Raw genomic sequence first — 22894 nt, forward strand, 5'->3', positions numbered from 1 at the left:
CCCCTGCTCAGCTCGTGAACACCTGATTATAGCGCTCAAGCCACGGACCGCGGCGCGGAACAATGAACTTCCAGTCCGGCGTGAACAGCCCGAGATCGGCCGCCTTGGTGTCGGGATAGGCCAGGAACTTGGCCGTTTCGGGCTTGAAATCGATTCCGCCGACCGACGGCGCGCTCAGCGTCTGCTCTGACAGCATTTTTGCGACCGACGGCTCCAGGATACGGTTGATGAGCGCACAGGCCAGCTCCGGCTCGGGCGCCTTCTTGACCAGCGTCATGCTGTTGATGCCGGTGAACGCACCCTCCTTGGGGAAGGTCATGTCGAGCGGCATGCCCTTCGCCGTATGGGGGTAGATCGCCTTGGAGTATTCGATGCCGCCGATGGTCGCCTGGCCTTGGGCAACCTGGAGCACCTGCGCCTCGCTGTCGTAGATCGTCAGCACGTTCGGCTTCAGCAGCGCAAGCTTGTCCCAGCCGCTGTCGACCAGATATTGCGCTTCCTTGAACGGCTTGCCGGTTACGAGTGACGTCGCGGCAATCAGCATCAGCACGCTCTGGGTGTTCTTGGGTGTGTTCAGCAGGATCTGCTTGCGGTACTTCGCATCGAAGATCTGCTCGTAGCTCTCGAGCGGCTTGGTCACTTGCGGATTGATGAACATCGCCGCGCTGGAGATCGAGAAGCCGACGCCATAGCCGTCCTCGAAGAGGTAGCGCGGATAGACCTTCTCGAGGTTGGGAATCTTGCTCGCGTCGAGCTTGTCGATCAATTCTTCCTGCTTGGCCTGGGGGATGCCGACGTCATCCATCATCATCATGCTGAAGCGCGGTGTATCGCGGGTCGCGCGGAGGGCCGCGATGTTGGAGAGGGTCGCCCCCTCGATCGTGAAGACGCGGCACTTGAACTCGGCCTCGAACTTGGGAATGACCTCCTTCTGGATCAGCTTGCCCAGCGCGGAGTTGTATACGCCGACATGCAGTTGCTTGACGTCCTGCGCCGACGCCCGGCTGATGATCGTGGGGAGCGCAATCGCGGATGCGCCGGCCTTGATGAGTGTCCTACGTGTCAGGCTCATGAGTCCAATCTCCTTCTATGAACAAACATCAGGCGGCCAGCGCGCGGCGCAGGCCCACCAGCTTCTCCAGCAGCAGAACACCGACCATCGCCATCAGGATGATGATCGTCGACATTGCAGGCACGGATGGATCAAAGACGTTGACCAACTGCCGCATCAGGACGAGCGGCACGGGGGAATATTCCGAGTTCGCCAGCCACATCGTGACCGGGTAGTTGTCAAAGGACACCATGAAGGCGAACAGTCCGCCGGCGGCGACGCCGGAGGCGATCTGCGGCAGCGTCACGCGCCAGAACGTCAGCAACCGGCTCGCGCCGAGCGTGCGCGCGGCATCCTCCAGATTCTCGTCCACCAGTTGAAGACTGGTGACGACGGTCCGGATAACATAGGGCGACGTCACGACGATGTGCCCGATCAGAAGATTCACCCGCGCATCCTGGGAGCCGAGCTTCGTGAGAATCTGAAGCAATGCCAGGCCTGTCACCAGCGCCGGGAAGATCAGCGGCGACAGCAAAAACCCCTTGATCGCGGCCAGGCCGAAGAAATTGCCGCGCACAAGCGCAAAGGCCGCCGGCACGCCGAACAGGAGCGATCCGACCGTCGTGCCGAGCGCGAGCAGGATGCTCAGCCGCATCGCTTCGAGGAAATCACGGTCTTGCAGAACCTTGGCGTACCACTTCAGAGTGAAGCCTTGCGGAGGAAACGTCACGAAATAGGTATCGGAGACCGACGCCGCCATGACCAGCAGGAGCGGTGCCAGGATGAAGATCATCATGCCGGCCGTGATCGTGTAGAGGATGAAGGCACCAAAGCCGGAAAACCGCTCGTCCATTAATCGGCCCTCCTGAGACGGCGGCCTTCCAGAAGCCACATCGAGACACCGTTGACTGCGAGGACGAGGCCGACGAGAACCACGGCGATGGCAGCGCCGAATGGCCAATCATAGACGACGAAGATCTGTTGCTCGATCAGATTGCCGAGCATGACCGCTGAAGCGCCGCCGAGGATCGCTGGAATGACGAAAGAACCGGCGGTGAGCGAAAATACCAGCGTGAAGCCCGCCACGAAGCCGGGCATGCTCAATGGCAGCGTCACCCGAAGGAACACCTTCCACCATGGCGCGCCAAGTGTGCGGGCAGCATCTTCGAGATTGGGATCGATCTTGCCGAGCGCCGACGCCAGCGGCAGGACCATCATCGGAAAGAATACGTGCAGCGATCCGATGACGACGGCCGTTTCGGTGTACAGAATCGACAACGGCTCATTGACGATGTGCAGGGTCATCAGGATCCAGTTCAACATCCCCTTCGGGCCGTTCTGAAGCACCAGCTGCCAGCCATATCCACGCACGACCACGCTGACGATCAAGGGCGCGATGACAATCAGCGTAATGCTCCGCGTGACGATCGGGCGGCTTTTGACCATGACCAACGCGACCGGATAGGCAAGCACCGTCGCGAGCACGGAGGTGATCGCGCTGATCCGAAGCGTCGTCCAAAGCACGCGGGCATAGAGTTCGACATCGATCAAGCGCGCATAGTGCGCAAGCGTGAACGGGCGACCAATGATTCCCAGGCTGTTCTGGGTCAGGATGCTGGAGAACAGCAGCCGTATCGCCGGATAGAAGAAGAAATAGGTCAGGAATGCCAACATCGGGACTGCGAGAAGTCCGACAGGCAAGGCCAGGCGCCACCGCGATCCCTGTCGGGCAACCGGTGGGGTTTCAACGCCCAAAACCGCCACCGCATCGTCGCTGGTGGTCATCGCTGGCCGTCCTGGACTGCGCGATACCAAGGCATACCCCTTCTTTGCTTAAAGCTTATGCGCCGGCATCCTACGGGGCCAAGAACATCTTCGTTTAGGGGCATTAGGATCGATTATGACAATTGGTGCGGCATACTGCTCCAATCTTGATCGGTAAGTGCTGCTGACAGCATCTTTGTCCTCCCCGGGGGTAAAGCCCGGCATCGGGATGTCCGGTCAGCGCAGGCTTTCGCAGAAGCTCGCGATGCGCCGACAGCCTTCCTTGAGCGACTCGGTGTCGGTCGCATAGGAGATACGAAAGTACGGGCTCATGCCATAGGCGCCGCCGGGCACGGCCGCGACATGCTGCTCTTCCAGCAGCGCGGAAATGAAGTCGGCATCGGTTTCCAGCCGCCGTCCCGCTTTCGTGGTCTTGCCGATACAGCCGGCGATGTTCGGAAACACATAGAAGGCCCCTTCCGGCTTGTGGCAGGTGATGCCGGGGATCTGATTGAGGAGCTTGACCACCAGATCGCGCCGGTCGCGATAGATGTCCGCGCGCTCCTTCAGGAAATCCTGCGGACCGTCCAGGACCGCGACTGCCGCCGCCTGGCTCACGGTGCAGATTCCGCCGGTCGCCTGACCGTGGACATTGTTCATGGCGGCGATCAGGTCCTTCGGACCGCCGCAATAGCCGACCCGCCAGCCCGTCATCGCATAGGCCTTGGACGCGCCGTTGACAGTCACGACACGATTCTTCAGCCTCGGCTCAACCTCCGCGATGGTGCAGAACTCGAAACCGTCATAGGTGAGGTGTTCGTAGATGTCGTCGGTGAGGATCCAGACGTCGGGATGGCTGAGCATGACGTCCGCGATCGCACGCATCTCCTCGCGCGTGCATGCCGCGCCGGTCGGATTGTTGGGAAAATTCAGGATCAGCCACTTGGTCCGAGGCGTGATCGCAGCGTCGAGGTCCGTAGGCCGCAGCTTGAACTGGTTGTTCTCCGGGCACGGCACCGCGACCGGCGTCGCCTCGGCAAAGCGCACGATGTCGGCATAGGTGATCCAGCCCGGTGCCGGAATGACGACCTCGTCGCCGGGATTGCAGGTGGCGAGCAGCGCGTTGAAGATGATCTGCTTGCCGCCATTGGCGACCAAGATCTCGTCGAGGGCATAGTCGAGATTGTTCTCGCGCTTGAACTTGCGCTGGACCGCGGTCCTCAGCGCGACGGTCCCCGGCTGCGCCGGATATTTGGTATCGCCCGCCAGCGCCGCCCGATGCGCAGCCTCGATCGCATGCGGTGGCGTCGGAAAATCGGGCTCACCGGACGACAGGCCGATGATCTTGACGCCTGCGGCGCGAAGTTCGCGCGCCTTGTCCGTCATCGCCGCCGAAGCCGATATCTTCACGGTCTTCAGGCGGTTTGCGAGTTCAGGCATTATCAGCTCCACTTATCACTTCAGTGCGTCGGACAGTCTCGGATCGGCTCGCGAATCGCAACTCGCCCACGACCTGGAACGTCGGCACGACCTCGATCATCGCCACGTTCATCCGCGCCGGCGATCCCACGGCGAACGCGATGGCTTCTGCGATGTCCTCGGACTGGAGCGTCTCGAACGCCCCCACGAAGCGCGCATCCGGGTTATCGGCAGCGTTCTGATTCTGGAAGATGCTCGTCGCGACGCGTCCTGGCGATACTTCTGTGACACGGACGCAGGTGCCATGGAGATCTACACGCAATTGCTGCGACAGCGAATGAACGCCTGCCTTCGTCGCGTGATAGGCGACGGATGAATTGAAGGTCGTCGCGTTCTCGCCGAAAGCATAGTGGCCGGCGATCGACGAGACGTTGACCACGTGGCCGCGATTGCGCCTCGCCATGCCGGGCACGACGAGCCGCGTCAGGTGCAGGACCGCGCGCAAATTGACGTCGACGAGTATGTCGACATCGTCGGTCGCGGTGTCCAGGATATTGCTGCGGCGCGACTGGCCGGCATTGTTGACGAGAATATCGAACGCGGCCGAGGTCGCGAGACGCGTCAGGGCCTCGAGGTCATTCACATCGACCTCGCCTATACGGCACCCGGTCTCCGCCGACAACCTCGCCAGCCGCTGCGCGTCACGGCCCAACGCATGAACCTCGAGCCCCTCGGCGCGGAGGCGACGAACCGTCGCAGCTCCGATGCCCGAGGACGCGCCCGTCACCAACGCCGTCCGATAGTCTGAAAATCCCATCCGCAAGGCTCTTTGCCGTCAAACAGAGCGACGGAAAACTACGTGCACGGGCGCACGCACGCATAGAGCGGATTTGTTCTGCCCTCATAAGGACATCCAATGTCCCCGACGGCGTCCTTCACCGGCGAGCCATAAGCACGCACAATGCCGGTAGAGCGAATTTTTCTTACTTGCTTCCCGTCGTGCCCCCTTACACTTTGAAACGGCTTTGCTCATCCCTGGGAGACGGAATCGAAATGTTGGAGGTCGACAATCGGATCGTGATGGTCTCGGGTGCTTCGCGCGGCATCGGACGCGCAGTCGTCGAGCGGCTGCTGGCGTCGGGTTTCCGGGTCTCCGCGGGGCTCCGCGATCCGAGCCGGCTCGCGGAGAGCGAGCGGCTGATGACGCATCGCTATGACGCCGAGGACGCCAAAAGCCCGCTCGCATGGGCCAATGCAACGGTTGCGCGATGGGGCGGCGTCGACGCCATCGTCAACGCGGCCGGAATCAATCCGAGGGTTCGCGTCTCCGACGAGGGCGAGAGCGAACTGGATGAGATGTGGCGCGTCAACGTCAAGGGCCCCCTGCGCCTTGTCAGAGCCACCCTCCCCCATCTGGCCGTCTGCGGTCATGGGCGGGTCATCAATCTGGGATCGCTGTCCGGGAAGCGCGTGGGCAGCAACGTCGGCTACGCGATGACGAAATTCGCCGTGGTCGCACTCACCCACGGCATTCGCCGGGAAGGGCGCGCGGCGGGCATTCGGGCGACCGTGATCTGCCCGGGCTATGTTGCCACCGACATGACCCTGAATGACGACGAGATTCCCCGCCACGAGATGAGCCAGCCCGGCGATATCGCCCGCCTGGCGGAAACAGCGCTCATGCTGCCGAACAACGCTTCGGTTTCCGAGATGCTCGTGCACTGCCAGTTCGAGCCGATGCTTTGAGCCTCGGGCGGAACGACTGCCAAATCACGGGCAGAGACTGAATCGATTGATGCCCCGAACAACGGCTTGAAGCGGCGCTGGCTCGCTGTTGGGTTTCTGGCCGCGCCGCTCCTACGACCCTGCCACGTCGCCCTTACCGAAACGCTGCTCGTATGCCTTGATGTAGGCTTCCGGCGAGGGTCTTAGATGCCGGCGGGTCAGTGAGATCAACTCGTCGCGACGTCCGCCGCGCAGCGCCTTAATCATCCGCAAATGATCAAGCCGCGCGCGATCGAGCGATTTCGGCGATGCATCGGCATAGAAGCGTATTCCGTGGACCTTTCGTGCCAACTGATCGATGGTCTCGATCAGGCAGGAATTGCCGCACAGGCCGAACAACGTCTGGTGAAAGCTCAGATTGCTGTAGAACACGGTGAGCAGATCACCGGATGCGACGGCCGCGCTGTGCTCGCGGTGAAGTTCTTCGAGCCGACTGATTTCGCGTGGTGCAACTGGGAACGGGATGATGCGCACCGCCATCACCTCCAGTTCCTCGCGGACGGCGTAGATCTCGCGCACCTCATGCGGCGTCAATCCGCGCACCATCGCGCCGCGATTGGGGATGCGATCGATCAATCCCTTTCTTTCCAGTTCGAACAGCGCAAGCCGCACGTCGCCGCGATGAGTCTGGAACAGATCGCAAAGGTCCTGCTCAATCAGACGCTCGCGCGGATGCCGTCGCCCTAGCACGATATCTTCCTCGATGCGCCGCGCGATCATCTCGGTCGCGGCCGGCGGCTGCGCCGGTCGGGCGGCGCCGTCGGCGGACTTGTCCAGAGCCTTCTCCGCGACCTTGGCGCCTACCTTCATTGGCTTGAGCGATTTCGCGGCCATTCTGTCCCGATCCGTCAACGCGCCCCGCGCAGGCGCAGCACCCTCTCCGCCGGATAATAATATTGCTAACGATATTGTAAACAATTTCGCGAGGGGTTACGCTCCTCGGCAAGACGGACGGCGGGCCCAAGGCCCAGCGACAGATCCGAACAGGGAGGAAACGGCATGAGCAGACGACGCCACAAATCCGTCCTCGATCGCGAGAGCGCACCGAAGCCCCTCCTCTCCAAGCAACACAGCCGCCGCAGATTCCTCATCAAGGCGGGCGGTGCATTGGCTGCCGGGGCCTTCGGCGCGGTGCCGCTCCGTGGTTACGCTGCTGATCCCGTCAATATCGGTGCGCTCTATCCCACCACCGGCAGCATGGCGCAGATCGGCGTCGGCTGCGTCGCCGCGGCAAAGCTTGCGGTGGAGATGATCAATGACGCCGGCGGCATCAAATCGCTCGGCGGTGCGAAGCTCAACCTCATCATCTCTGATGTGCAGAGCGATACCACCGTGACCCGGACCGAGACCGACCGGCTGATCACTGGCAATAAATTATCGGCGATCCACGGCTGCTTCGCCAGCGCGCTCACCTTGATCGCGAGCGAAGTCTGCGAGCGCGCCAAGATGCCGATCATTACCGGCTCGAGCTCCGACCAGCTCAACAAGGGCCGCAAGTTCACCTTCACGCCGTTCGCGCGCGCCTCGCAATTCGCCCGCGCGCAGCTCCAGATGTCCAAGCTCGTCAGTGACCAGCCGAAAGTGGCCGTGATCTTCGAGAACACGGCTTTCGGCACCTCCACCTCGAACGGCTTGAAGGAGCTGGCACCAGGCGAAGGCGTCGAGATCGTGATGTTCGAGCCCTATTCGGCGGGCTTCACGGATGCGGGTCCCCTGATCAACAAGGTGAAGGCTTCTGGGGCGAATGCGCTGTTTTCGGTCTCCTACCTCAACGATTTGATCCTGATCGTGCGCACGGTGAAGCAGGTCGGCCTCAACGTTGCGATCAATGGAGGCTCCGGCGGCTTTGTCATTCCGGATTTCTACAAGAATGTCGGCAAGCTTGCCGAAGGCCTGCAGGGGATCGCCCACTGGAATCACGACATGAGTCCGGATTGCCAAAAGGTGAACGAGGCCTACAAGAAAATCACCGGCGATTTCCTGTTTGAATATGCGGGCGGGCTGGTGGCACAGACCTTCATGCTGGCGGACGCGCTGGAGCGCGCCGCTTCCGCCGATCCGCAGAAGGTGCGAGAGGCGCTGTCGACGCTCGACCTATCCTCGGGTTATGCGGCGATGACGCCCGGCGGCAAGGTCAAGTTCGGGCCCGACGGCAAGAATGTCTATGGCCGCCCCGTGGGCGTGCAGTGGCAGAACGGCGACCTTGCAAGCGTCTTCCCCCAGGAAGACGCCCGCGCACCGCTCATCAAGAGCTGAAGACGCAAGAGCTGAAGACGAGAGGGTTCCGATGCTGGAGACAGTGGCCCAGGCCGTCATCAACGGCCTGCTCATCGGCGGCATCTACGCACTCGTCAGCATCGGCGTGACGCTGATCTTCGGCGTGGTCAAGATCGTCAATTTCGCCCAGGGCGAATTCGTGATGATCGGGATGTATGTCAGCTATTTCCTTGCCACCTATTTCGGCGTGGACCCGATCGTTTCGCTGCTCGTGTCGATGCCAGCCCTGTTCGTGATCGGCGTGCTGGTGCAGCATTTCCTGATCCGCAGGGTGCTGGGGCCGAACGACATGCCGCAGATCTTCCTGACCTTTGCGCTGTCGCTGCTGCTGCTCAATCTTGCGCTGTTGCTGTTCACCGCGAACTACCGCACGGTTCACACCTCCTATTCGGATGAAGCCTTTCACTTCGGCGGACTATACATTCCGGAGGCGAAGCTGATCGCCTTCGTGGTCGCGATGGCCCTGAGCGGCGCGTTGTGGGCCTTCCTGCGCGCGACCGATCTCGGCAAGGCGATGCGCGCGGCAGCGCAGAACCGCGATGTCGCGACGCTCATGGGCATCAACCCCAACCGCGTGTTCTGTGTCGCCTTCGGCGCCGCCCTGGCGCTTGCGGGCGCCGCGGGCTCGCTCCTGATGCCGTTTTATTCAGCCTATCCGTTCGTAGGCCAGGTGTTCGTGCTGATGGCCTTTGTTGCGGTCGTGCTGGGCACGCTCGGCAATGTGCTCGGCGCGTTGGTCGCGAGCCTGATGATGGGAATTGCAGAATCGCTTGGCGTCCAGTTCGTCGGCGCCGATTCCGGATTGATCGTGGTGTTTGCGATGCTGCTGCTGACGCTGGCGTTCAAGCCGCAAGGCCTCGGCGGTGGGAGAATGCGCTAGTGGGCAAGGACACTGACAACGCTGGCAAGTGGCAGGTGCTTGCGCTGGCCACGCTCGGCGTGATCCTGCTGTTGCTCCCGCAACTCGTCAGGAACGGATTCGCACTCGACATCTTCATCCGCATCCTCCTGTTTTCGTTCCTCGGAGTCGCCTGGAACCTGATGGGCGGCTATGCCAAGCAGCTGTCGCTCGGCCACGCTGCCTATTTCGGGCTCGGCGCCTATACCTCGACCATCATGCAGATCGATTTCGACATCTCGCCATGGATCGGCATGATCGCCGGCGGCTTCGTCGCGATGCTGGCGAGCCTGCCGGTCGGTTGGCTCTGCTTTCGCCTGCGCGGCCCCTATTTCACCATCGCCACCATCGCGACCGCACAGGCGTTGATGCTGATCTTCCTGAAATTCCGCGATCTCGCCTGGGGCGCCGAAGGCACCACCATTCCCAATCTCGGTAGCTCGCCCTTGATGATGCAGTTCGAGACCAAGGCGTCCTACTACTATGTGGTGCTCGGCCTGCTGGTGCTGGGGCTGGTGATCACCTGGCGCATCGAACGCTCATGGATGGGCTACTACCTCGTCGCCATCGGCGAGGATGAGGACGCAGCGGAAGCGATCGGCGTGAACGCGCCGCGCATCAAGCGCCACATCTACATGATCAGCGCATTCCTCACCGCGCTCGCCGGAACGTTCTACGTCCAGTACATCTATTTCATCGATCCCGCGACCGCCTTCAGTTTCAACATCTCGATCGAGGCTGCGCTGGTCTCGATCGTCGGGGGCATCGGCACGCTGTGGGGCCCGGTGGTCGGCACGGTGCTGCTGGAGACCACCTCGGCCCTGCTGCAGAGCTGGCTCGGCTCCTCGACCGGCGGCATCCAACTCACCGTCTACAGCCTGATCCTGATGGCGGTCATCCTGTGGCGACCGACCGGCTTGATGGGCCTGTTCAACGATATCTGGCAACGGCATCTCGACCGGCGCCCGGCGCGGGTGAGAACATCGCCATGACGGATGCGCTGGTGGTAAAGGGCCTGAGCAAGCGCTTCGGCGGCTTGCGCGCCGTGCAGGACGTCAGCTTCACCGTGAAGCAGAACGAGACGGTGGCGCTGATCGGGCCGAACGGCGCCGGCAAGACCACGAGCTTTCATCTCATCACCGGCTTTCATCGCGCCGATTCCGGCTCCGTGCTGGCCTTCGGGCAGGAAGTCGTGGGCCTGAAGCCGCACGACGTCTGTGCGCTGGGCCTCGCACGCACCTTCCAGGTCGCAAAGCCCTTCGGCGCGATGACGGTGCTTGCCAATGTCATGACCGGCGCCTTCCTGCGCGACCGCCACATTGTGGCCGCGCGCGAGAAGGCGCGCGAAGCCATCGACTTCGTCGGGCTCACCGCGCGCGAACAGACGCCGGCCAAGGACCTCACCACCATCGACCAGCGCCGGCTCGAAATGGCGCGCGCGCTGGCGACCCAGCCGCGCATCCTCCTGCTGGACGAGGTGATGGCGGGGCTCAACCCGGCAGAGATCGATCAGGCGGTTGCGCTGGTCGGCAAACTGTCGCAGCGCGGCTTGACGATCGTCATCGTCGAGCACGTGATGCGCGCGATCATGGCGGTTGCCCGTCATATCGTCGTGCTCGACCACGGCCAGAAGATCGCGGATGGCGCGCCGAAGGAGATTGTCGAGAATCCCGAGGTCATCCGCGCCTACCTCGGCTCCGGTTATGCAGGCGCAGGCGGAGGGGCTCATGCTTGAGCTCAAGGGCGTTAGCGCAGCCTACGGCGCGGTGCCGGCGATTTCCCAGGTCTCGATCAACGTCAACGCCGGTGAAGCCGTTGGCCTGTTGGGCGCGAACGGCGCCGGCAAGAGCACGACCTTGCGTGCCATCTCCGGACTCGTCCGCCTGACGTCGGGGGTCATCAGTTTCGACGGCATAGACCTGGCCTCGCTGCCACCTCACAAGATTCCGGAATTGGGTATCGCCCACGTCCCGGAAGGGCGCCAGGTTTTTCCGGAGATGACCGTGCAGGAAAATCTGGAAATCGGCGCCTTTGTGCCAAAGGCCAAGGCCGAGCGCAGCAAAACGATGGAGCTCGTCTATGAGATCTTTCCGCGGCTTGCCGAGCGCAAAAGGCAGCTCGCGGGTACGATGAGCGGCGGTGAGCAGCAGATGCTCGCGGTCGGCCGCGGCCTCATGCTGAAGCCACGGCTCTTGATGCTGGACGAGCCGTCACTCGGCCTGGCGCCGGTGATGACCGACGTCACGTTCGAGAAGATTGCAGAAATTCACAAAATGGGCACTGCAATCCTGCTGGTCGAGCAGAATGTCAGCCGCGCGCTGTCTCTGGTTGACCGCGCTTACGTGCTGGAGAGCGGGCGCGTGACCATGCAGGGAAAAAGCGACGAGCTTGCGAACAGCCAGCAAGTCCAAGCGGCGTATCTCGGAATTTGAGAGGCACCCCTCTAGACCTCTGCGACGATCCGGTTCTCGATGACTCCGATGCGGTCGATTTCGCATCGTACAGAGTCGCCCGCGAGCAGCGGTTTCGGAGGTTTAAAGCCGAAACCCACTCCGCCCGGAGTTCCCGTGAAAATCAGGTCTCCGGGCTCGAGGGTCATTGCGTGAGACAACTCTTCGATCTGGCGCCAAACATTGAAGACCAGATGGCGCGTGTTGGAATTCTGTCGCAACTCGCCATTGACGAACGCGCGAACCCCGAGCGAGTGCGGATCGCCAATTTCATCCGCGGTTACGATGCTCGGACCGAAGGGACAGTGCGTATCGAATGACTTCCCCAGCATCCATTGCGGCGTTTTGAACTGCCAGTCCCTGACCGTGACGTCGTTTCCGACACTGTATCCAAAGACGTGTTCGTGAGCGCGCTCGGCCGGGATGTGCCGTCCACTCTTGCCGACGACAACAACGAGTTCTACTTCGTAGTCGAGCTGGTTTGACACACGCGGCAACTGAACGTCGCCGAATGGCGCGTTGACAGACGTCGGCTGCTTGCAGAACCACACTTGTTCGGTGGGTATTTTGACCCCAGCCGCCTGCGATTCCTCGATGTGATCGGCGTAGTTGAGGCCGATCGCGAGAATCTTTCGGGGCCTCTCGATCGGGGCAAGCAACTTCACTCTGTTAAGAGCGATGCCGCTGGTCGCGGCGGCATTGGCTAGGGCGCCACGCAGCCCTTCCCAAGCCCCGATGACATCGAGGACATCGGTCGGCGCCCCCGGAGCTACGTCGGCCAACGGCACAACGCGATCGCCAATTAGAAGACCCAGCCTCGCCGAAGCGCCGTCGCTCAGATATCGTACCAGTTTCATATTAGCCTTCCTTTGCTATGGGGCGCATTGCACCGCTATCCTGCCCCCTCGACGGGAACGCCGTGCCGAATCCGACTAGCCCTGACCGAGGTTGAAGGCGAAGTCGGTTCCCCATGCGTTGAGCTCTGTGAGCTTCCAGGCGCGAGGCTTCATCGGGAAATGTTCGTGCCAGGGGCGCGCTTCGCACATGCCGAGTTCTGGAATGAAAACATCCATTTCGGTGTAGAGCTCGATCAGGACCTTGTCCGGGTCGTAGTGGTAACCTGCCAGATTGTGACCTGCCGTGTGGCGGCTCGGCCCCCATTCCGTTTTGATCCCTGCCCGACGGAGTTCATCGCAAGCGTTCGGGTGAGAGACGCTGTCCTTCAATTGAAAGGCGATGTGATGAACCCTCGATTCCGGAATGTCGACGATGTTGATGACGTGGTGATCGCGATTGCAGGTGAGAAACGTCGCTATGCCTTCAAACTCGTCGGTGTACCAAAATCCGAGGAATTCCTCGTAGAACTTCCGGAGCTTTGCCGCCTGGGGGCTGATCACCGCTACGTGGCCGAGGCGCAATGGCGCTACGCCGACGTTCTTGAAGCCAGGCGCCGGTGCTTCAATGTCGCGGTAGAACTGGACGGTGTGCCCGTCAGCGATTTCCACCTCGATTAACTTTGAGATTCCTGGCTGTGAATCGGACTTGACCGCGCTGCGCACACCGTACGCGTTCAGTTGCTTAGCGAAATCTGCAAGGTCTATGGCTGGCTTGAGCTGAAAGCCCAACTGCAGCAAGGATTTGTGAGCCGCCTTCGTAAGGATGACATTGTGATGTTCGTATCCCACTGAGGCATAGATTTCGCCGAGGTGTCCTTTCGCCGTCTCCGTCAGTCCGAGCGTCTCCATGTAGTATTGGGCCGAGCGCCCCAAATCCGTGCATCCCAGCCCGACGTACCCCAGCTGGAAGACTTTCGGATTAAACATCCTGCTCATTGCAACCTCCTGGTCGTATTGCTCGGCGTCTCTGTTTGGTGGCGGATCACTTTCGTGGTGCCCCTTCGATAGTTGGGCCAAATCGCACCCAGTTCCGTCCATCGAACTTCTGCAGTTGCATTTGCTCAATCGGGTAGTGATCGGTGGGCGAGGTGTTCAGCGCAATCTCGGGAAGCAGCATATCGAGATGAACCTGCTTCAAAGCCTCCGCCTGCTTCAGGACGTTGTCGCGCGTAAGGTCATCCCTGCACTGCTCAAGTACCGCAATCAGCGCCTGCGCAGCGTTGTATGCATAGACCACGTAAAAATTTCTCTTGTCCTCGCCCGGCAGGTATCTGGCGATGAAATCGGAAAACCTCTTCAGACCGGGGTCGTCCTTCCAAGCCGCGTCCGCAGGATCCTTGATGTAGCTCGCGGTGATGATGTCCCTGGCGTTTTCGAGGCCGGCAGGGCTCAGGACGGCGCTGATCGACTGCGAGTTTCCATGCAGGATATGCACGGGCTTCCAATCGATCTCGGCCGCTTTCTTGATGGCTTGCGCGGCGAATTTAGCGGAGGCGAAATTGACGAAGATGTTCGCGCCAGAGAATTTCAGCTTCACGAGTTCGGAATCGATCGTCGGCGCGCTCGTCTCGTAGGTGACTTCGGCGACGATATTCCCGGCCGCGTCGCCAAGACCATCTTTCAATCCCCTCACGTTGTCCCGTCCGAAGTCGTCATTGGACGAGAGAACGGCGATCTTTCCATTGGGATAATTATCGCGCAGGTACTTGCCGTAGATACGCGTTTCGCTCTGGTAGCTTGGCTGGAAGCCCATCGACCAAGGGTAAGTCTTATGATCGCCGACGACGGTTGCGCCCGCCGCGATGAACAGCTGCGGTACCTTTCTGGCGTTGACATATTTGATGACCGACATGGTGGTCGGCGTACCGAGTTGATTGAAAAGAAGGAGAACTTCGTCGCCTTCGATCAATTTTCGGGTCTGCTCCACGGTCTTCGGAGGACTATACGCATCGTCGTACGAAATGAACTCGATCTTGCGGCCACTGATCCCGCCTTGATCATTGATCATCTTGAAGTAGGCGGCCTCCGTCCTGGCGATGACACCATTCGAGGACAGCGGTCCACTATAGGGCGCAGTGTTGCCAATCTTGATCACAGTATCGGATGCGCCCGTATCGTACCGCTTCTCTTGAGCGATGCCAGGCGTCGAAATGGCCAACTCGCTAAACACCATCAGGGCGATACCCAAACGGGCGTAAGCGATTTCGAAAGCGCGGGTCATCGCTGTTCCTCCAGTGTCGGCGCGACGGCTTCTGCGTCGTAGCCGTAAAGCCTGTTCATTGCCTCAGGACTGCCGCGCACGCCTCGCGTGACAAAGATCTGATCCCTCTCGAGCTGCTGTGGTCCATCGTGCAGGTGGAAGCTTTTGGAGTTGGCGCGTGATCCTTCCTGCACCGCGGTTGCTCGCGGCTTGCGCAAGGCGACATAAGTCCGGAACGCTGCCGGAATGTCGAAGGCTGCCTGTTTCAGGCAGGCCGCCAGCGCCGCACCGTCCTCGATAGCCTGCGCGGCACCTTGCGCCATGAAGGGCAGCATGGGATGGCACGCGTCCCCCAGCAGTGCGACACGCCGCTCCGTCCATTCCGGAAACGGATTGCGATCGAACAGCGCCCACTTGAACGTCTCGTCGACCGCGTTGAGAATGGTCGCGATCTGCGGATGCCATCCTTCATAGATCTTCGCGGCATCGGAGATCGAACCGCGGTCAGACCACTGCTCTCGCGTCCATGTCGCTTCCTCGCTGACCGCCACGAAATTCAGAAAGCGACCGGCGGAAACGAAGTAGTGCACGAAGTGTCCGCCCGGCCCGACCCAGTTCGTGACATCGAGCGGAAGGCCGAGATGCGCGACGCGTTCCGCAGGCGCGAGCCCCCTATACGCGATCTGCCCCGAGAATCTTGGCTTTTCCTCGCCGAACAGGCGTTCGCGAACCCTGGAGTGTATTCCGTCGGCCCCGACCAGGAGATCGCCGCGCTCCGACGTGCCATCCTCGAAATGAGCAGTCACGCCGCTTTCGTCTTGCGCGACATCGATCAGACGACGTCCGAGCTTGATCTCTTTGGGACCGAACGCGTCCGCCAGAAGAGCGATGAGGTCGGCCCGGTGGAAATGATAGTACGGCGAACCGTAGCGGTTCTCGAGGGCATCACCCAATTCTTCGCGCCCTAGGACACGACCGTCCTGCCAGCGACGAAAGACGACCGCGGAGGGACGAACGGCAGCGCGTGCCATGGCATCGCCAAGCCCGTAGCGGCGGAGCAGCCGGGAGGCGTTGGGGCTAACCTGAATACCTGCGCCAGCCTCGCGTTGCGCCACCGTCTGCTCGAACAGGGACACGTCGAGGCCAGCCCGACGCAACGCTATCGCAGCCGCCGTGCCCCCGATGCCGGCGCCGATTACCAGGGCATGAAGCGGCTTCACCGCTCCGCCCCCCAGCCCAGAGCCGTCGCCAGGATTGCGTCTGCATTCGGCGTCTTTCTGCCTGTTCCGCGCCACGCAATGTGATGGTCGGGCCGCACGAGCAACATGTCCTGACCATAAACCCCCTTCAGATCGGGCTCGTCGAGCTGCAAGATCGCCAGCGGTATCCGTCGTCGCGCCGCAGCCTCGACAAAGGCCGACAGATCGCTTCCGCGGAAATCGATCAGGGTGAAGTGCGTGCCGAGCCGATCATAGAGCGCCGTCTCATCTTTCAAGAATGTGCTGGGCAGGCGGGCGCCAGGCGTGGTCGTCGGCTTGTATACGACAGGATCAAACGGAAAGGGAGCGGCCGGCCCGTCGGCGAGGATCGGCGATCCTTCATAGATAAAGCCGTGCTCGATCCCGAAACACTCGTTCTCTATGTTGCCAAGCTTGGCAAGCTCTGCGCCGACTTCTGCCCGTCGCACGGGATTTTCGCTGTTGCCGCCTTCCAGCAGGTTTCCGTAGGCTTCGGCAATCTGCATCCGCACCTGCATGTGGCGGCCGGATGCGTCGCGATTTCGGACCGCAACGGGACGCCGTTCAATTTCGTATGACGCAAGAAGGTCAGGCCCACCGAAGCCCTGCAAGGTTGCAGCCAGTTTCCAGCCGAGGTCGATGGCGTCGCCGACGCCCGAATTCATTCCATAGCCGCCCGTCGGGATGAACTGGTGCGCGGAGTCGCCTGCGAGGAGGACGCGTCCCCTACCATAGGATTCGGCAACGAGCAGGTGCGGCGTCCACGCATTCGCGACCAGGATCTCGAACGGGAATGACCGGCCGGCATAGGCCTCGACAAGCGCGCGCGGATCGAGCTTGGTTGAGTCTTGGCTGGGAAAAACGGGAACATGAACGGTCCAGATATCATCGTCATTCTGGGCAATCATTGTTCCAAGTGGCGATTGGTAGTGCCAGGCGACACCCCAGCGCTGCAGCAGATCACGCTCGGTTGACCGAAAGTGGATCATGTAGAGTTCGCCGACGCGCGCTTGTCCCTCGAGCTGGATGCCCAGCCCCGCCCGAACACGGCTCGAACCGCCATCGCAACCGATGAGATATTGACAGGTGACGTGCTCTTGCGCGCCACTTCCCTGCTCCCGCAGGACCGCGACGACATGATCGTTCTTCTCTTCGAAACGTTCGAAGGCAACGCCGAACCGCACCTCGACTTCCGGACGGGCGTCGATGGCTTTCTTCAGAACGGGCTCGATCTCGACCTGTGAAACGCGCATCGGAGGCTCGAGCGGCTGGGTGCCGTCGTTCTTGACACGGATGCGCTTTCGAAACTCGCTCGGGGTCAGATATCGAAAACGATGCAGCTCATATCCGGCGAGGCTCGTGATCCAGGCGACGTCGAAGGGATGATCTTCCGGCACCGCGACTTTACGCAATGCATCCGACAGTCCAAACCGGCGGAAAAGCTCCATGCTGCGGCTGTTGGTGATGTCCATCTTCGGGTGGCGGGTCGTGGTCGTGTTCGTCTCCACCAGCATGGAGCGGATTCCGAAATAGGCCAGGACCTTCGCAAGCGTCATCCCGACCGGACCACCCCCTGCAATCAAAACCGGAACCGATTTCATTCCTTCCTCCCAATACGACGCGCGAAGAATTTTATGTTTTTGTGCGCTTGCGCATGACGCCCGATCAGAGCTGGAACTGCTCAACTCCAAGATCAGGCAGTGCACACGCGCGGGCAGCGACGTAACCTTCGCTCTGATCCCGTCTTGATCGGCCGCTGCGAGGTTGCGGCTTCCGTTTCTTTCGTAAGCGATGAAACGCGCGGGGCGTTTCCTCCAAGTGCGAACTCACCATAACATATAAAATGCATATTACAATGGAATATGCATAATTCTAAAAGCGTGCATATTATGGCTGACTTGTGGCATCGCGCGTGTTATCGGAGAAAATCATGGAATCGCCGACAAGCCTGACCCAAGGAGCCTATGCGGAGCTTCGGTCCGAACTGCTCGCGTGCCGCTTTGCTCCCGGAGAGAAGCTGAAGATCGATGACTTGTGCCGTCGCTTTGCGGTCGGCTCGAGCGCCGTCCGTGAGGCCCTTTCACGTCTCGCATCGGAAGGGTTTGTCGTCAGCGAACCTCAGCGAGGTTTTCGTGTCGCGCCATTGTCCATCGAAGCCCTTCGCGACCTCACAAACGTTCGGTGCAACATCGAGGGGCTGTGCCTTCAGGGGGCCATCGAGAAGGGTGGTATCGAGTGGCAGTCGCAGGTCGTCGCGGCACTGCATCGCCTATCGCACACGCCGGTATGGGCAGATAAGGCCGCGCGCCGCTACAGCAACGAATATGCGAAGGCTCACGAGATTTTCCATGAAGTCCTCGCGGCGGGATGCGACAGCCCCTGGCTCCTTCATTTGCGGGAGATGCTTTTCAATCACTCTGAACGCTACCGCTGGTTTTCGGGCCCCTTTTCCAAGGTGGAAAGGGACCTCGACAGGGAGCATCGCGAGATTGCAGAGGCCGCTTTGGCGCGGGACAGTAAACGCGCAGTCGCGCTGATGAACGAACATTTGCAAAAGACCGCAAGCGTCATCCTCGACTCTTCGTTGTCCGAGCGCGAGCAGGCGCCGAAATCCGCAAAGCCGCGCGCCGTCTCTGGTTGACCGCGCTTACGTGCTGGAGAGCGGGCGCGTGACCATGCAGGGAAAAAACGACGAGCTTGCAAACAGCAAACAAGTCCAAGCGGCGTATCTCGGAATTTGAGAGCAATTCGAGCCCGGCTCTCGACCAGCCTTCAGAACGGATCAGACCGGCCTTCCAACCAAAAGGTCCGCTCTGATTCAGAAGCGTCCGCAATGATTGATCTTATTTGGTGGGCGCACCAGGGCTCGAACCTGGGACCCGCTGATTAAGAGTCTCATTTTTCAGAAGCAATTACAAATACTTAGATGTAAAAGGCTACCGTAATAGCGCTATCGAAATCAATAGGTTACAGACCAACTGTAAATTGCTCGGCCGCGCCTTCAACACCTGCGACCTCTGCGTCCTGAACGGATTGCCTTCAGAGCGTAGGCTTGAAATTGCGCAACTTTTCGGCCTTTGTCCCCGACTATTTTCCACTTTTGTTCATGGCCATTCTTGGGCGCTCCTTGGGCTGAAGCTCAAGGATCTGCGTTCGTTCGCTCCGCCGAGAGGCGGGCGCTAAAAGCGACAAGTTCTCTGAAACAACCAGGGGTGGGGCGGAACTTAAGCCCACGGCTAAGAGGCCGACATTGGCCGCGGCTCCTGTGCAGTCTTTTAGCTGGCCAGCGGCCCGGAGGCTATCGTGGGAACGGAAACGAATGGAAAGCCAACACTCGGTTGCCGTCAGTGCGGCTTGACCCTTGACGACATTGAATGACGTGGAAGCGTTTCTGGGTTGATGGCACTGGGCGGTTCGAGCAGGACCTGCTTGAGATTGGTGCCGGACAGAACCACGATCACAAAATTCAACTTGCCGGCTTCGCTCACCAGTCCGCCGCTGACCGCCTTTCCTGACGTGTTATCCTCAGCGACAGAGACTGCATCTGCAAGCTCTTGCCGGACAGATTGCATAGCGATCAAGTTGAGGCGATCCTCCAGGTTCACCTCACTCATGGATAATACTCTAGCATTGCCCGCAACCTGCCCCGTTTTGGCGTCGATAGTATCTTCCCAAATGCGATCCTGCCGAAACATCTTCACGCGATAAACGGATGAGCCGGAGCCGCCATCAAAACTGACATCGACGATCCTCGAGCCGGGGTGAAGGCTGTCAGCTATCTTCAGCGCTTGGCGCAATGATACTTCCGCGCCTCGGAACAACTTAAGTTCACGGCTTATCGCCTCTTCGGCGAGCTCATTGCTCGTTGCATCCTGTTCTTGAGCCGCGCCGGTTTCGCCATCCGGCGTGGCGCCGGCATAGGAGGGTGCGCAGATTAGAAGCGATATTAGGGCTACGACTAATTGCTTCTTTGACATTGCCCCACTCATTTAGATCGACGAGGAACGGTTTGCTGAAGAGAGACGCTGGCCAGCAGGATGATGCCGTTCCAACCATAAGCCATTAACCGACACAAAGACTGCTTTGCGGATTTTCCAATCGTTGGCGCGGCGCGGGTCCCGGTCACGGTGAGACGCCGATGCCCGCGCTCGCGCCGCCGCGCTCCCAACGGTGGGATTTGCTTACACCAATTCCTTCCAATACTCGCTTACATCATACCTCCGCACCTCCTCCACACAGGTCGTCTCTACGCCTTGTCGCGGAATTAACCGACTATAGAAGTCGGGAGCGTCTCTGCGTTGATAGAGAATGCCGCAGGCGATGCGATCCTGAACCTGCGTAGCGAGCGCCCTCGCCTGCTGCAGATTGCCCGGGTCGTGACCATCGGCATTTGCATCGAAGTACCTGTCCAACAGATACTCGTGCGTCGCGAAGTGATTGTATGTCGGGCACGCCTGGAGCATCTCGACGAAGGCAAAGCCGCGGTGCTGAATGGCGGCTTTGAGAATACGAGTCATCAGTTTGATGTCGCCGCTGAAGCCACGGGCAACGAACGTGGGATTGAGTGAGAAAACCAGGTCCATGCTCGCCAACGTGTGCTCGGGGATCCCGTTGGGGCTTGTGTTCATGACCTGGCCCTGTGGCGTGAGCGAACTCGCCTGCCCGGTCGTTAGCCCGAAGTTTGTATTGTTGTGCAGGACGAACGTGATGGGATAATTGCTCCTCACGCCATGGATCAAATGCCCGATACCTTCCGAGAAAGTCGCGCCGTCACCGCCGAAGGCGATGACCGGAACCTTCATGTTTGCAAGCTTCGCGCCTGCCGCAAACGGGATGACCCGACCGTGGAGCCCGTGGAAGCGGTAGCCCTCAATCTTGTCCGAGCCGTTGCCGTTACAGCCGACATCGTAGCAAAGGCAAACCTGCCAAGGATACAAATTCAGTTCTACCAGGGAATACTTCACGGCCGTCCAAATGCCGTAGTTGCCGCAGCCGTCACACCAGATGCATTTGGTCTCCGAATAGTAGTCGGAAAGAGCGGGCGGCTGGGTCTGCAGAGCGATATTCATGATGGGCTACCCGCATGTTCTAAACCGGGAGACGTCTTTTCGTTTTCCGAGGTGCTCGCACATCTCTCAATCACCGATGACAGAAGCTCATCGTAGAAAAATGGTCGACCATCGTACTTGAGAATTTTATCCGGGATATCCAGGCCGCATTCCATTCTGATCAGCATGCCCAATTGCCCCTGATAGTTCTGCTCGACCAGGACGATGTGTTTCGACCGCTTTGCCAGTCTCTGAAGCTCCTGGGTGCGGAGCGGCCAGAGATACGTGAAGTGCAGATACGCGATCTTCCGCCCTCGCAGTTCATCGCTGCGCATGACGTCCTGAAACACGTCACCGGTGCTTCCCCAGCCGATCGCGAGCAACTCGATTTCGTCGCCTGTATCAATCCAGTCGCTCGTCTCTACGCTGCGACCGCCGATACTCAAGTGAGGTGCGGGAAGCCCTGCCTTTAATCCGTGACACTTCCGCAGCCTCTTCTCTATCTGCAACTTTGTGTTGAGACTGGACTCATCCACCGCGCCGATGGAATTGTGTTCATCACCTTGCGCGCAATAGGTCGCCGCGCGGCTGCCGGGAAGCCATCGCAACGAAACGCCGCCCTGGGCGTGCGGGTTAAATCGATCAGAAGATTTCAGGAGTTTCAGCTTCTCGGGATCGACGACGAGCCTGCCACGATCAATTTCAGTCTTTTCCTGATCGTAAGGATGTTGCGTGTACAGCGCCTCGGCGATCTGCTTGTCGGTGAGGACAATGACACTGATCTGGTACTGCTCCGCCAGGTTGAATGCGACCGGCATCAAGTCGAAGGCATCCTGGCTGTTGCTCACCGAGATTACGCAGCGCGTGAATTCACCGGCAGAGCAGTTCGCGGCCTGTAAGAGACTTCCTTGAGCCGTCCAGGTCGGCAGGCCGGTGGCCGGACCAGGGCGTTGTGCCAGCACAAACACCGTCGGGTTCTCGATCATGGCATTCAGCGACAGTGTCTCGCTCATAAGATCAAATCCGACGCCGGAGGTGGCGGTAAGCGCGCGCGTTCCCATGTACATCGCCCCACTCACGATCTGGGCCGCGGTGATTTCGTCTTCCGCCTGCTTGACCACCATGTGGGTCTTGTTTTCGAGCTCGGCGATGAATGACAGCAGCGGGCTGGAGGGTGTCATCGGGTAGCCGGCATAGAGCCTCACCCCGGCATGAACCGCGCCTAGTCCCATTGCTTGACTGCCGGTAATAAGGAGGTGGCCGGCGAAGCCTTTGTCAGGCGGCGGCAAAGCGACGGAGATCGCCCCCTGCTCGGGATCGACAAAAGAATATCCCTCATCGATACATCGTATGTTCAATTCGAGGAGAGCTTTCTTCTTCGCAAACGTCTCTCCGACGAGGGACTTGAGGGCATCGATATCCTGGTCCAGCATGGACCAGACAAAGGCGGTCAGCAGCACATTCGACAGAATTGCCCTTGCGCCGAGGCGATTGAGCATATCATCAACCGGGAAATAGATGATGCGAAGGCTTCGCTCCGCGATCAGCTTCCGATGGTGCTCCGGAAACTGCCACCCGGGCGTCACGTGCAGCACGATCCCGCCCTGTTTCAGCTCCTCCATGTTCAGCTCGAGGCCGTGATGGTTCAGCGCGACAAGCACGTCCACTTTCGTTTCGGTACTGCAAATGCGTTCATTCGAGACGTCCAGTTGATAGCTAGCGTGCCCGCCCTTTATCAGGGAGGGATACTCGCGGTAGCCAAACACGCAGTAGCCGGATCTTTTGAGACCCTTAGCGATGATCGCGCCAATGGAATTTATTCCCTGTCCCGAAGCGCCGACGATTTTGAGAGAGATGCGGGGCATCGC

At 60.2% G+C, this 22894-nt stretch carries 21 protein-coding genes; 7 read left to right on the forward strand and 14 right to left on the reverse strand.

The genetic code is table 11. The annotated features are described in order from the left end of the window. Window positions 1–7 precede the first annotated feature (7 nt). The 5 genes from UP06_RS27680 to UP06_RS27700 all read right to left on the reverse strand — a co-directional run bounded on the left by UP06_RS27680 (window position 8) and on the right by UP06_RS27700 (window position 5051). The gene (locus tag UP06_RS27680) at window positions 8–1072 is read right to left on the reverse strand and encodes an extracellular solute-binding protein (protein ID WP_045006829.1); all 1065 of its coding nucleotides are present in this window, start codon (window positions 1070–1072) and stop codon (window positions 8–10) included. A gap of 28 nt (window positions 1073–1100) precedes the next feature. After that, window positions 1101–1904 (reverse strand): ABC transporter permease, encoded by an 804-nt coding sequence (locus tag UP06_RS27685; protein ID WP_045006830.1) that lies wholly within the window; start codon window positions 1902–1904, stop codon window positions 1101–1103. Further along, on the reverse strand, window positions 1904–2836 hold the full coding sequence (locus tag UP06_RS27690) for an ABC transporter permease (protein ID WP_045006831.1): 933 nt from the start codon (window positions 2834–2836) through the stop codon (window positions 1904–1906). The genes UP06_RS27685 and UP06_RS27690 overlap by 1 nt, the downstream gene beginning before the upstream one ends. A 216-nt stretch (window positions 2837–3052) precedes the next feature. After that, on the reverse strand, window positions 3053–4255 hold the full coding sequence (locus UP06_RS27695) for a pyridoxal phosphate-dependent aminotransferase (RefSeq protein ID WP_045006832.1): 1203 nt from the start codon (window positions 4253–4255) through the stop codon (window positions 3053–3055). Then, on the reverse strand, window positions 4248–5051 hold the full coding sequence (locus UP06_RS27700) for an SDR family oxidoreductase (protein WP_045006833.1): 804 nt from the start codon (window positions 5049–5051) through the stop codon (window positions 4248–4250). Before UP06_RS27700 ends, UP06_RS27695 begins: the two co-directional genes overlap by 8 nt. Before the next feature lie 236 nt (window positions 5052–5287). Between UP06_RS27700 and UP06_RS27705 the strand changes: the two genes are divergently transcribed. Then, window positions 5288–5980 carry an SDR family NAD(P)-dependent oxidoreductase gene (locus UP06_RS27705; protein ID WP_045006834.1) on the forward strand — a complete coding sequence of 231 codons (693 nt, stop codon included), beginning with the start codon at window positions 5288–5290 and terminating at the stop codon, window positions 5978–5980. Window positions 5981–6091: 111 nt separating this feature from the next. Here UP06_RS27705 and UP06_RS27710 read toward each other — a convergent pair whose 3' ends face one another. Further along, the gene (locus UP06_RS27710; protein ID WP_045006909.1) at window positions 6092–6739 is read right to left on the reverse strand and encodes a GntR family transcriptional regulator; all 648 of its coding nucleotides are present in this window, start codon (window positions 6737–6739) and stop codon (window positions 6092–6094) included. Window positions 6740–7018: 279 nt separating this feature from the next. Between UP06_RS27710 and UP06_RS27715 the strand changes: the two genes are divergently transcribed. From UP06_RS27715 to UP06_RS27735, 5 genes are read left to right on the forward strand one after another with little or no spacing between them, the layout of a single operon-like run. Beyond that, window positions 7019–8275, forward strand: coding sequence for an ABC transporter substrate-binding protein (locus tag UP06_RS27715; protein ID WP_045006835.1), 1257 nt, complete (start codon window positions 7019–7021; stop codon window positions 8273–8275). Between the two features lie 31 nt (window positions 8276–8306). After that, window positions 8307–9176 carry a branched-chain amino acid ABC transporter permease gene (locus UP06_RS27720; protein ID WP_045006836.1) on the forward strand — a complete coding sequence of 290 codons (870 nt, stop codon included), beginning with the start codon at window positions 8307–8309 and terminating at the stop codon, window positions 9174–9176. Then, on the forward strand, window positions 9176–10186 hold the full coding sequence (locus UP06_RS27725; protein ID WP_045006837.1) for a branched-chain amino acid ABC transporter permease: 1011 nt from the start codon (window positions 9176–9178) through the stop codon (window positions 10184–10186). Before UP06_RS27720 ends, UP06_RS27725 begins: the two co-directional genes overlap by 1 nt. Then, entirely contained in the window at window positions 10183–10929 is a 747-nt protein-coding gene (locus UP06_RS27730) for an ABC transporter ATP-binding protein (RefSeq protein ID WP_045006838.1), read from the forward strand. The genes UP06_RS27725 and UP06_RS27730 overlap by 4 nt, the downstream gene beginning before the upstream one ends. Continuing rightward, on the forward strand, window positions 10922–11626 hold the full coding sequence (locus tag UP06_RS27735; RefSeq protein ID WP_045006910.1) for an ABC transporter ATP-binding protein: 705 nt from the start codon (window positions 10922–10924) through the stop codon (window positions 11624–11626). Before UP06_RS27730 ends, UP06_RS27735 begins: the two co-directional genes overlap by 8 nt. Window positions 11627–11637: 11 nt before the next feature. Here the strand turns inward: UP06_RS27735 and UP06_RS27740 are convergent, their stop codons facing one another. The 5 genes from UP06_RS27740 to UP06_RS27760 all read right to left on the reverse strand — a co-directional run bounded on the left by UP06_RS27740 (window position 11638) and on the right by UP06_RS27760 (window position 17579). Then, a complete protein-coding gene (locus UP06_RS27740) occupies window positions 11638–12501 on the reverse strand; it encodes a fumarylacetoacetate hydrolase family protein (RefSeq protein WP_045006839.1) in 864 nt (287 codons plus the stop codon). Between the two features lie 75 nt (window positions 12502–12576). Beyond that, a complete protein-coding gene (locus UP06_RS27745; RefSeq protein ID WP_045006840.1) occupies window positions 12577–13476 on the reverse strand; it encodes a VOC family protein in 900 nt (299 codons plus the stop codon). Window positions 13477–13522: 46 nt separating this feature from the next. Continuing rightward, a complete protein-coding gene (locus tag UP06_RS27750) occupies window positions 13523–14761 on the reverse strand; it encodes an ABC transporter substrate-binding protein (protein WP_045014466.1) in 1239 nt (412 codons plus the stop codon). Then, on the reverse strand, window positions 14758–15960 hold the full coding sequence (locus UP06_RS27755) for an FAD-dependent monooxygenase (protein ID WP_045006842.1): 1203 nt from the start codon (window positions 15958–15960) through the stop codon (window positions 14758–14760). The genes UP06_RS27750 and UP06_RS27755 overlap by 4 nt, the downstream gene beginning before the upstream one ends. Then, on the reverse strand, window positions 15957–17579 hold the full coding sequence (locus UP06_RS27760; RefSeq protein ID WP_045006843.1) for an FAD-dependent monooxygenase: 1623 nt from the start codon (window positions 17577–17579) through the stop codon (window positions 15957–15959). The genes UP06_RS27755 and UP06_RS27760 overlap by 4 nt, the downstream gene beginning before the upstream one ends. A gap of 329 nt (window positions 17580–17908) precedes the next feature. On the opposite strand from UP06_RS27760, the gene UP06_RS27765 reads away from it, so the two are divergent. Continuing rightward, window positions 17909–18619, forward strand: coding sequence for an FCD domain-containing protein (locus UP06_RS27765; protein ID WP_156163263.1), 711 nt, complete (start codon window positions 17909–17911; stop codon window positions 18617–18619). 703 nt (window positions 18620–19322) lie between these two features. Here the strand turns inward: UP06_RS27765 and UP06_RS27770 are convergent. From UP06_RS27770 to UP06_RS27780, 3 genes are all read right to left on the reverse strand, one after another. Continuing rightward, window positions 19323–19955, reverse strand: coding sequence for a PepSY domain-containing protein (locus UP06_RS27770; RefSeq protein WP_050032114.1), 633 nt, complete (start codon window positions 19953–19955; stop codon window positions 19323–19325). A 204-nt stretch (window positions 19956–20159) separates the two neighbouring features. Then, window positions 20160–21047, reverse strand: coding sequence for a thiamine pyrophosphate-dependent enzyme (locus UP06_RS27775; protein ID WP_050032116.1), 888 nt, complete (start codon window positions 21045–21047; stop codon window positions 20160–20162). Next, window positions 21044–22891, reverse strand: a complete 1848-nt coding sequence (locus tag UP06_RS27780) for a 2-oxoacid:acceptor oxidoreductase subunit alpha (protein ID WP_045006845.1) — start codon at window positions 22889–22891, stop codon at window positions 21044–21046. The genes UP06_RS27775 and UP06_RS27780 overlap by 4 nt, the downstream gene beginning before the upstream one ends. Between the last annotated feature and the right edge of the window lie 3 nt (window positions 22892–22894).

The sequence above is a fragment of the Bradyrhizobium sp. LTSP857 genome, assembly GCF_000938285.1.
In the GTDB taxonomy this organism is placed as follows: domain Bacteria; phylum Pseudomonadota; class Alphaproteobacteria; order Rhizobiales; family Xanthobacteraceae; genus Bradyrhizobium.

What these genes read in the sequence shown, in the direction of transcription:
- UP06_RS27685 (WP_045006830.1), bottom strand. Translation starts at nt 1,904, where the DNA reads ATGGACGAGCGGTTTTCCGGCTTTGGTGCCTTCATCCTCTACACGATC.
- UP06_RS27690 (WP_045006831.1), bottom strand. Translation starts at nt 2,836, where the DNA reads ATGACCACCAGCGACGATGCGGTGGCGGTTTTGGGCGTTGAAACCCCA.
- UP06_RS27735 (WP_045006910.1), top strand. Translation starts at nt 10,922, where the DNA reads ATGCTTGAGCTCAAGGGCGTTAGCGCAGCCTACGGCGCGGTGCCGGCG.
- UP06_RS27765 (WP_156163263.1), top strand. Translation starts at nt 17,909, where the DNA reads ATGGAATCGCCGACAAGCCTGACCCAAGGAGCCTATGCGGAGCTTCGG.
- UP06_RS27740 (WP_045006839.1), bottom strand. Translation starts at nt 12,501, where the DNA reads ATGAAACTGGTACGATATCTGAGCGACGGCGCTTCGGCGAGGCTGGGT.
- UP06_RS27775 (WP_050032116.1), bottom strand. Translation starts at nt 21,047, where the DNA reads ATGAATATCGCTCTGCAGACCCAGCCGCCCGCTCTTTCCGACTACTAT.
- UP06_RS27695 (WP_045006832.1), bottom strand. Translation starts at nt 4,255, where the DNA reads ATGCCTGAACTCGCAAACCGCCTGAAGACCGTGAAGATATCGGCTTCG.
- UP06_RS27760 (WP_045006843.1), bottom strand. Translation starts at nt 17,579, where the DNA reads ATGAAATCGGTTCCGGTTTTGATTGCAGGGGGTGGTCCGGTCGGGATG.
- UP06_RS27680 (WP_045006829.1), bottom strand. Translation starts at nt 1,072, where the DNA reads ATGAGCCTGACACGTAGGACACTCATCAAGGCCGGCGCATCCGCGATT.
- UP06_RS27715 (WP_045006835.1), top strand. Translation starts at nt 7,019, where the DNA reads ATGAGCAGACGACGCCACAAATCCGTCCTCGATCGCGAGAGCGCACCG.
- UP06_RS27770 (WP_050032114.1), bottom strand. Translation starts at nt 19,955, where the DNA reads ATGTCAAAGAAGCAATTAGTCGTAGCCCTAATATCGCTTCTAATCTGC.
- UP06_RS27745 (WP_045006840.1), bottom strand. Translation starts at nt 13,476, where the DNA reads ATGAGCAGGATGTTTAATCCGAAAGTCTTCCAGCTGGGGTACGTCGGG.
- UP06_RS27780 (WP_045006845.1), bottom strand. Translation starts at nt 22,891, where the DNA reads ATGCCCCGCATCTCTCTCAAAATCGTCGGCGCTTCGGGACAGGGAATA.
- UP06_RS27720 (WP_045006836.1), top strand. Translation starts at nt 8,307, where the DNA reads ATGCTGGAGACAGTGGCCCAGGCCGTCATCAACGGCCTGCTCATCGGC.
- UP06_RS27710 (WP_045006909.1), bottom strand. Translation starts at nt 6,739, where the DNA reads ATGATCGCGCGGCGCATCGAGGAAGATATCGTGCTAGGGCGACGGCAT.
- UP06_RS27700 (WP_045006833.1), bottom strand. Translation starts at nt 5,051, where the DNA reads ATGGGATTTTCAGACTATCGGACGGCGTTGGTGACGGGCGCGTCCTCG.
- UP06_RS27750 (WP_045014466.1), bottom strand. Translation starts at nt 14,761, where the DNA reads ATGACCCGCGCTTTCGAAATCGCTTACGCCCGTTTGGGTATCGCCCTG.
- UP06_RS27705 (WP_045006834.1), top strand. Translation starts at nt 5,288, where the DNA reads ATGTTGGAGGTCGACAATCGGATCGTGATGGTCTCGGGTGCTTCGCGC.
- UP06_RS27730 (WP_045006838.1), top strand. Translation starts at nt 10,183, where the DNA reads ATGACGGATGCGCTGGTGGTAAAGGGCCTGAGCAAGCGCTTCGGCGGC.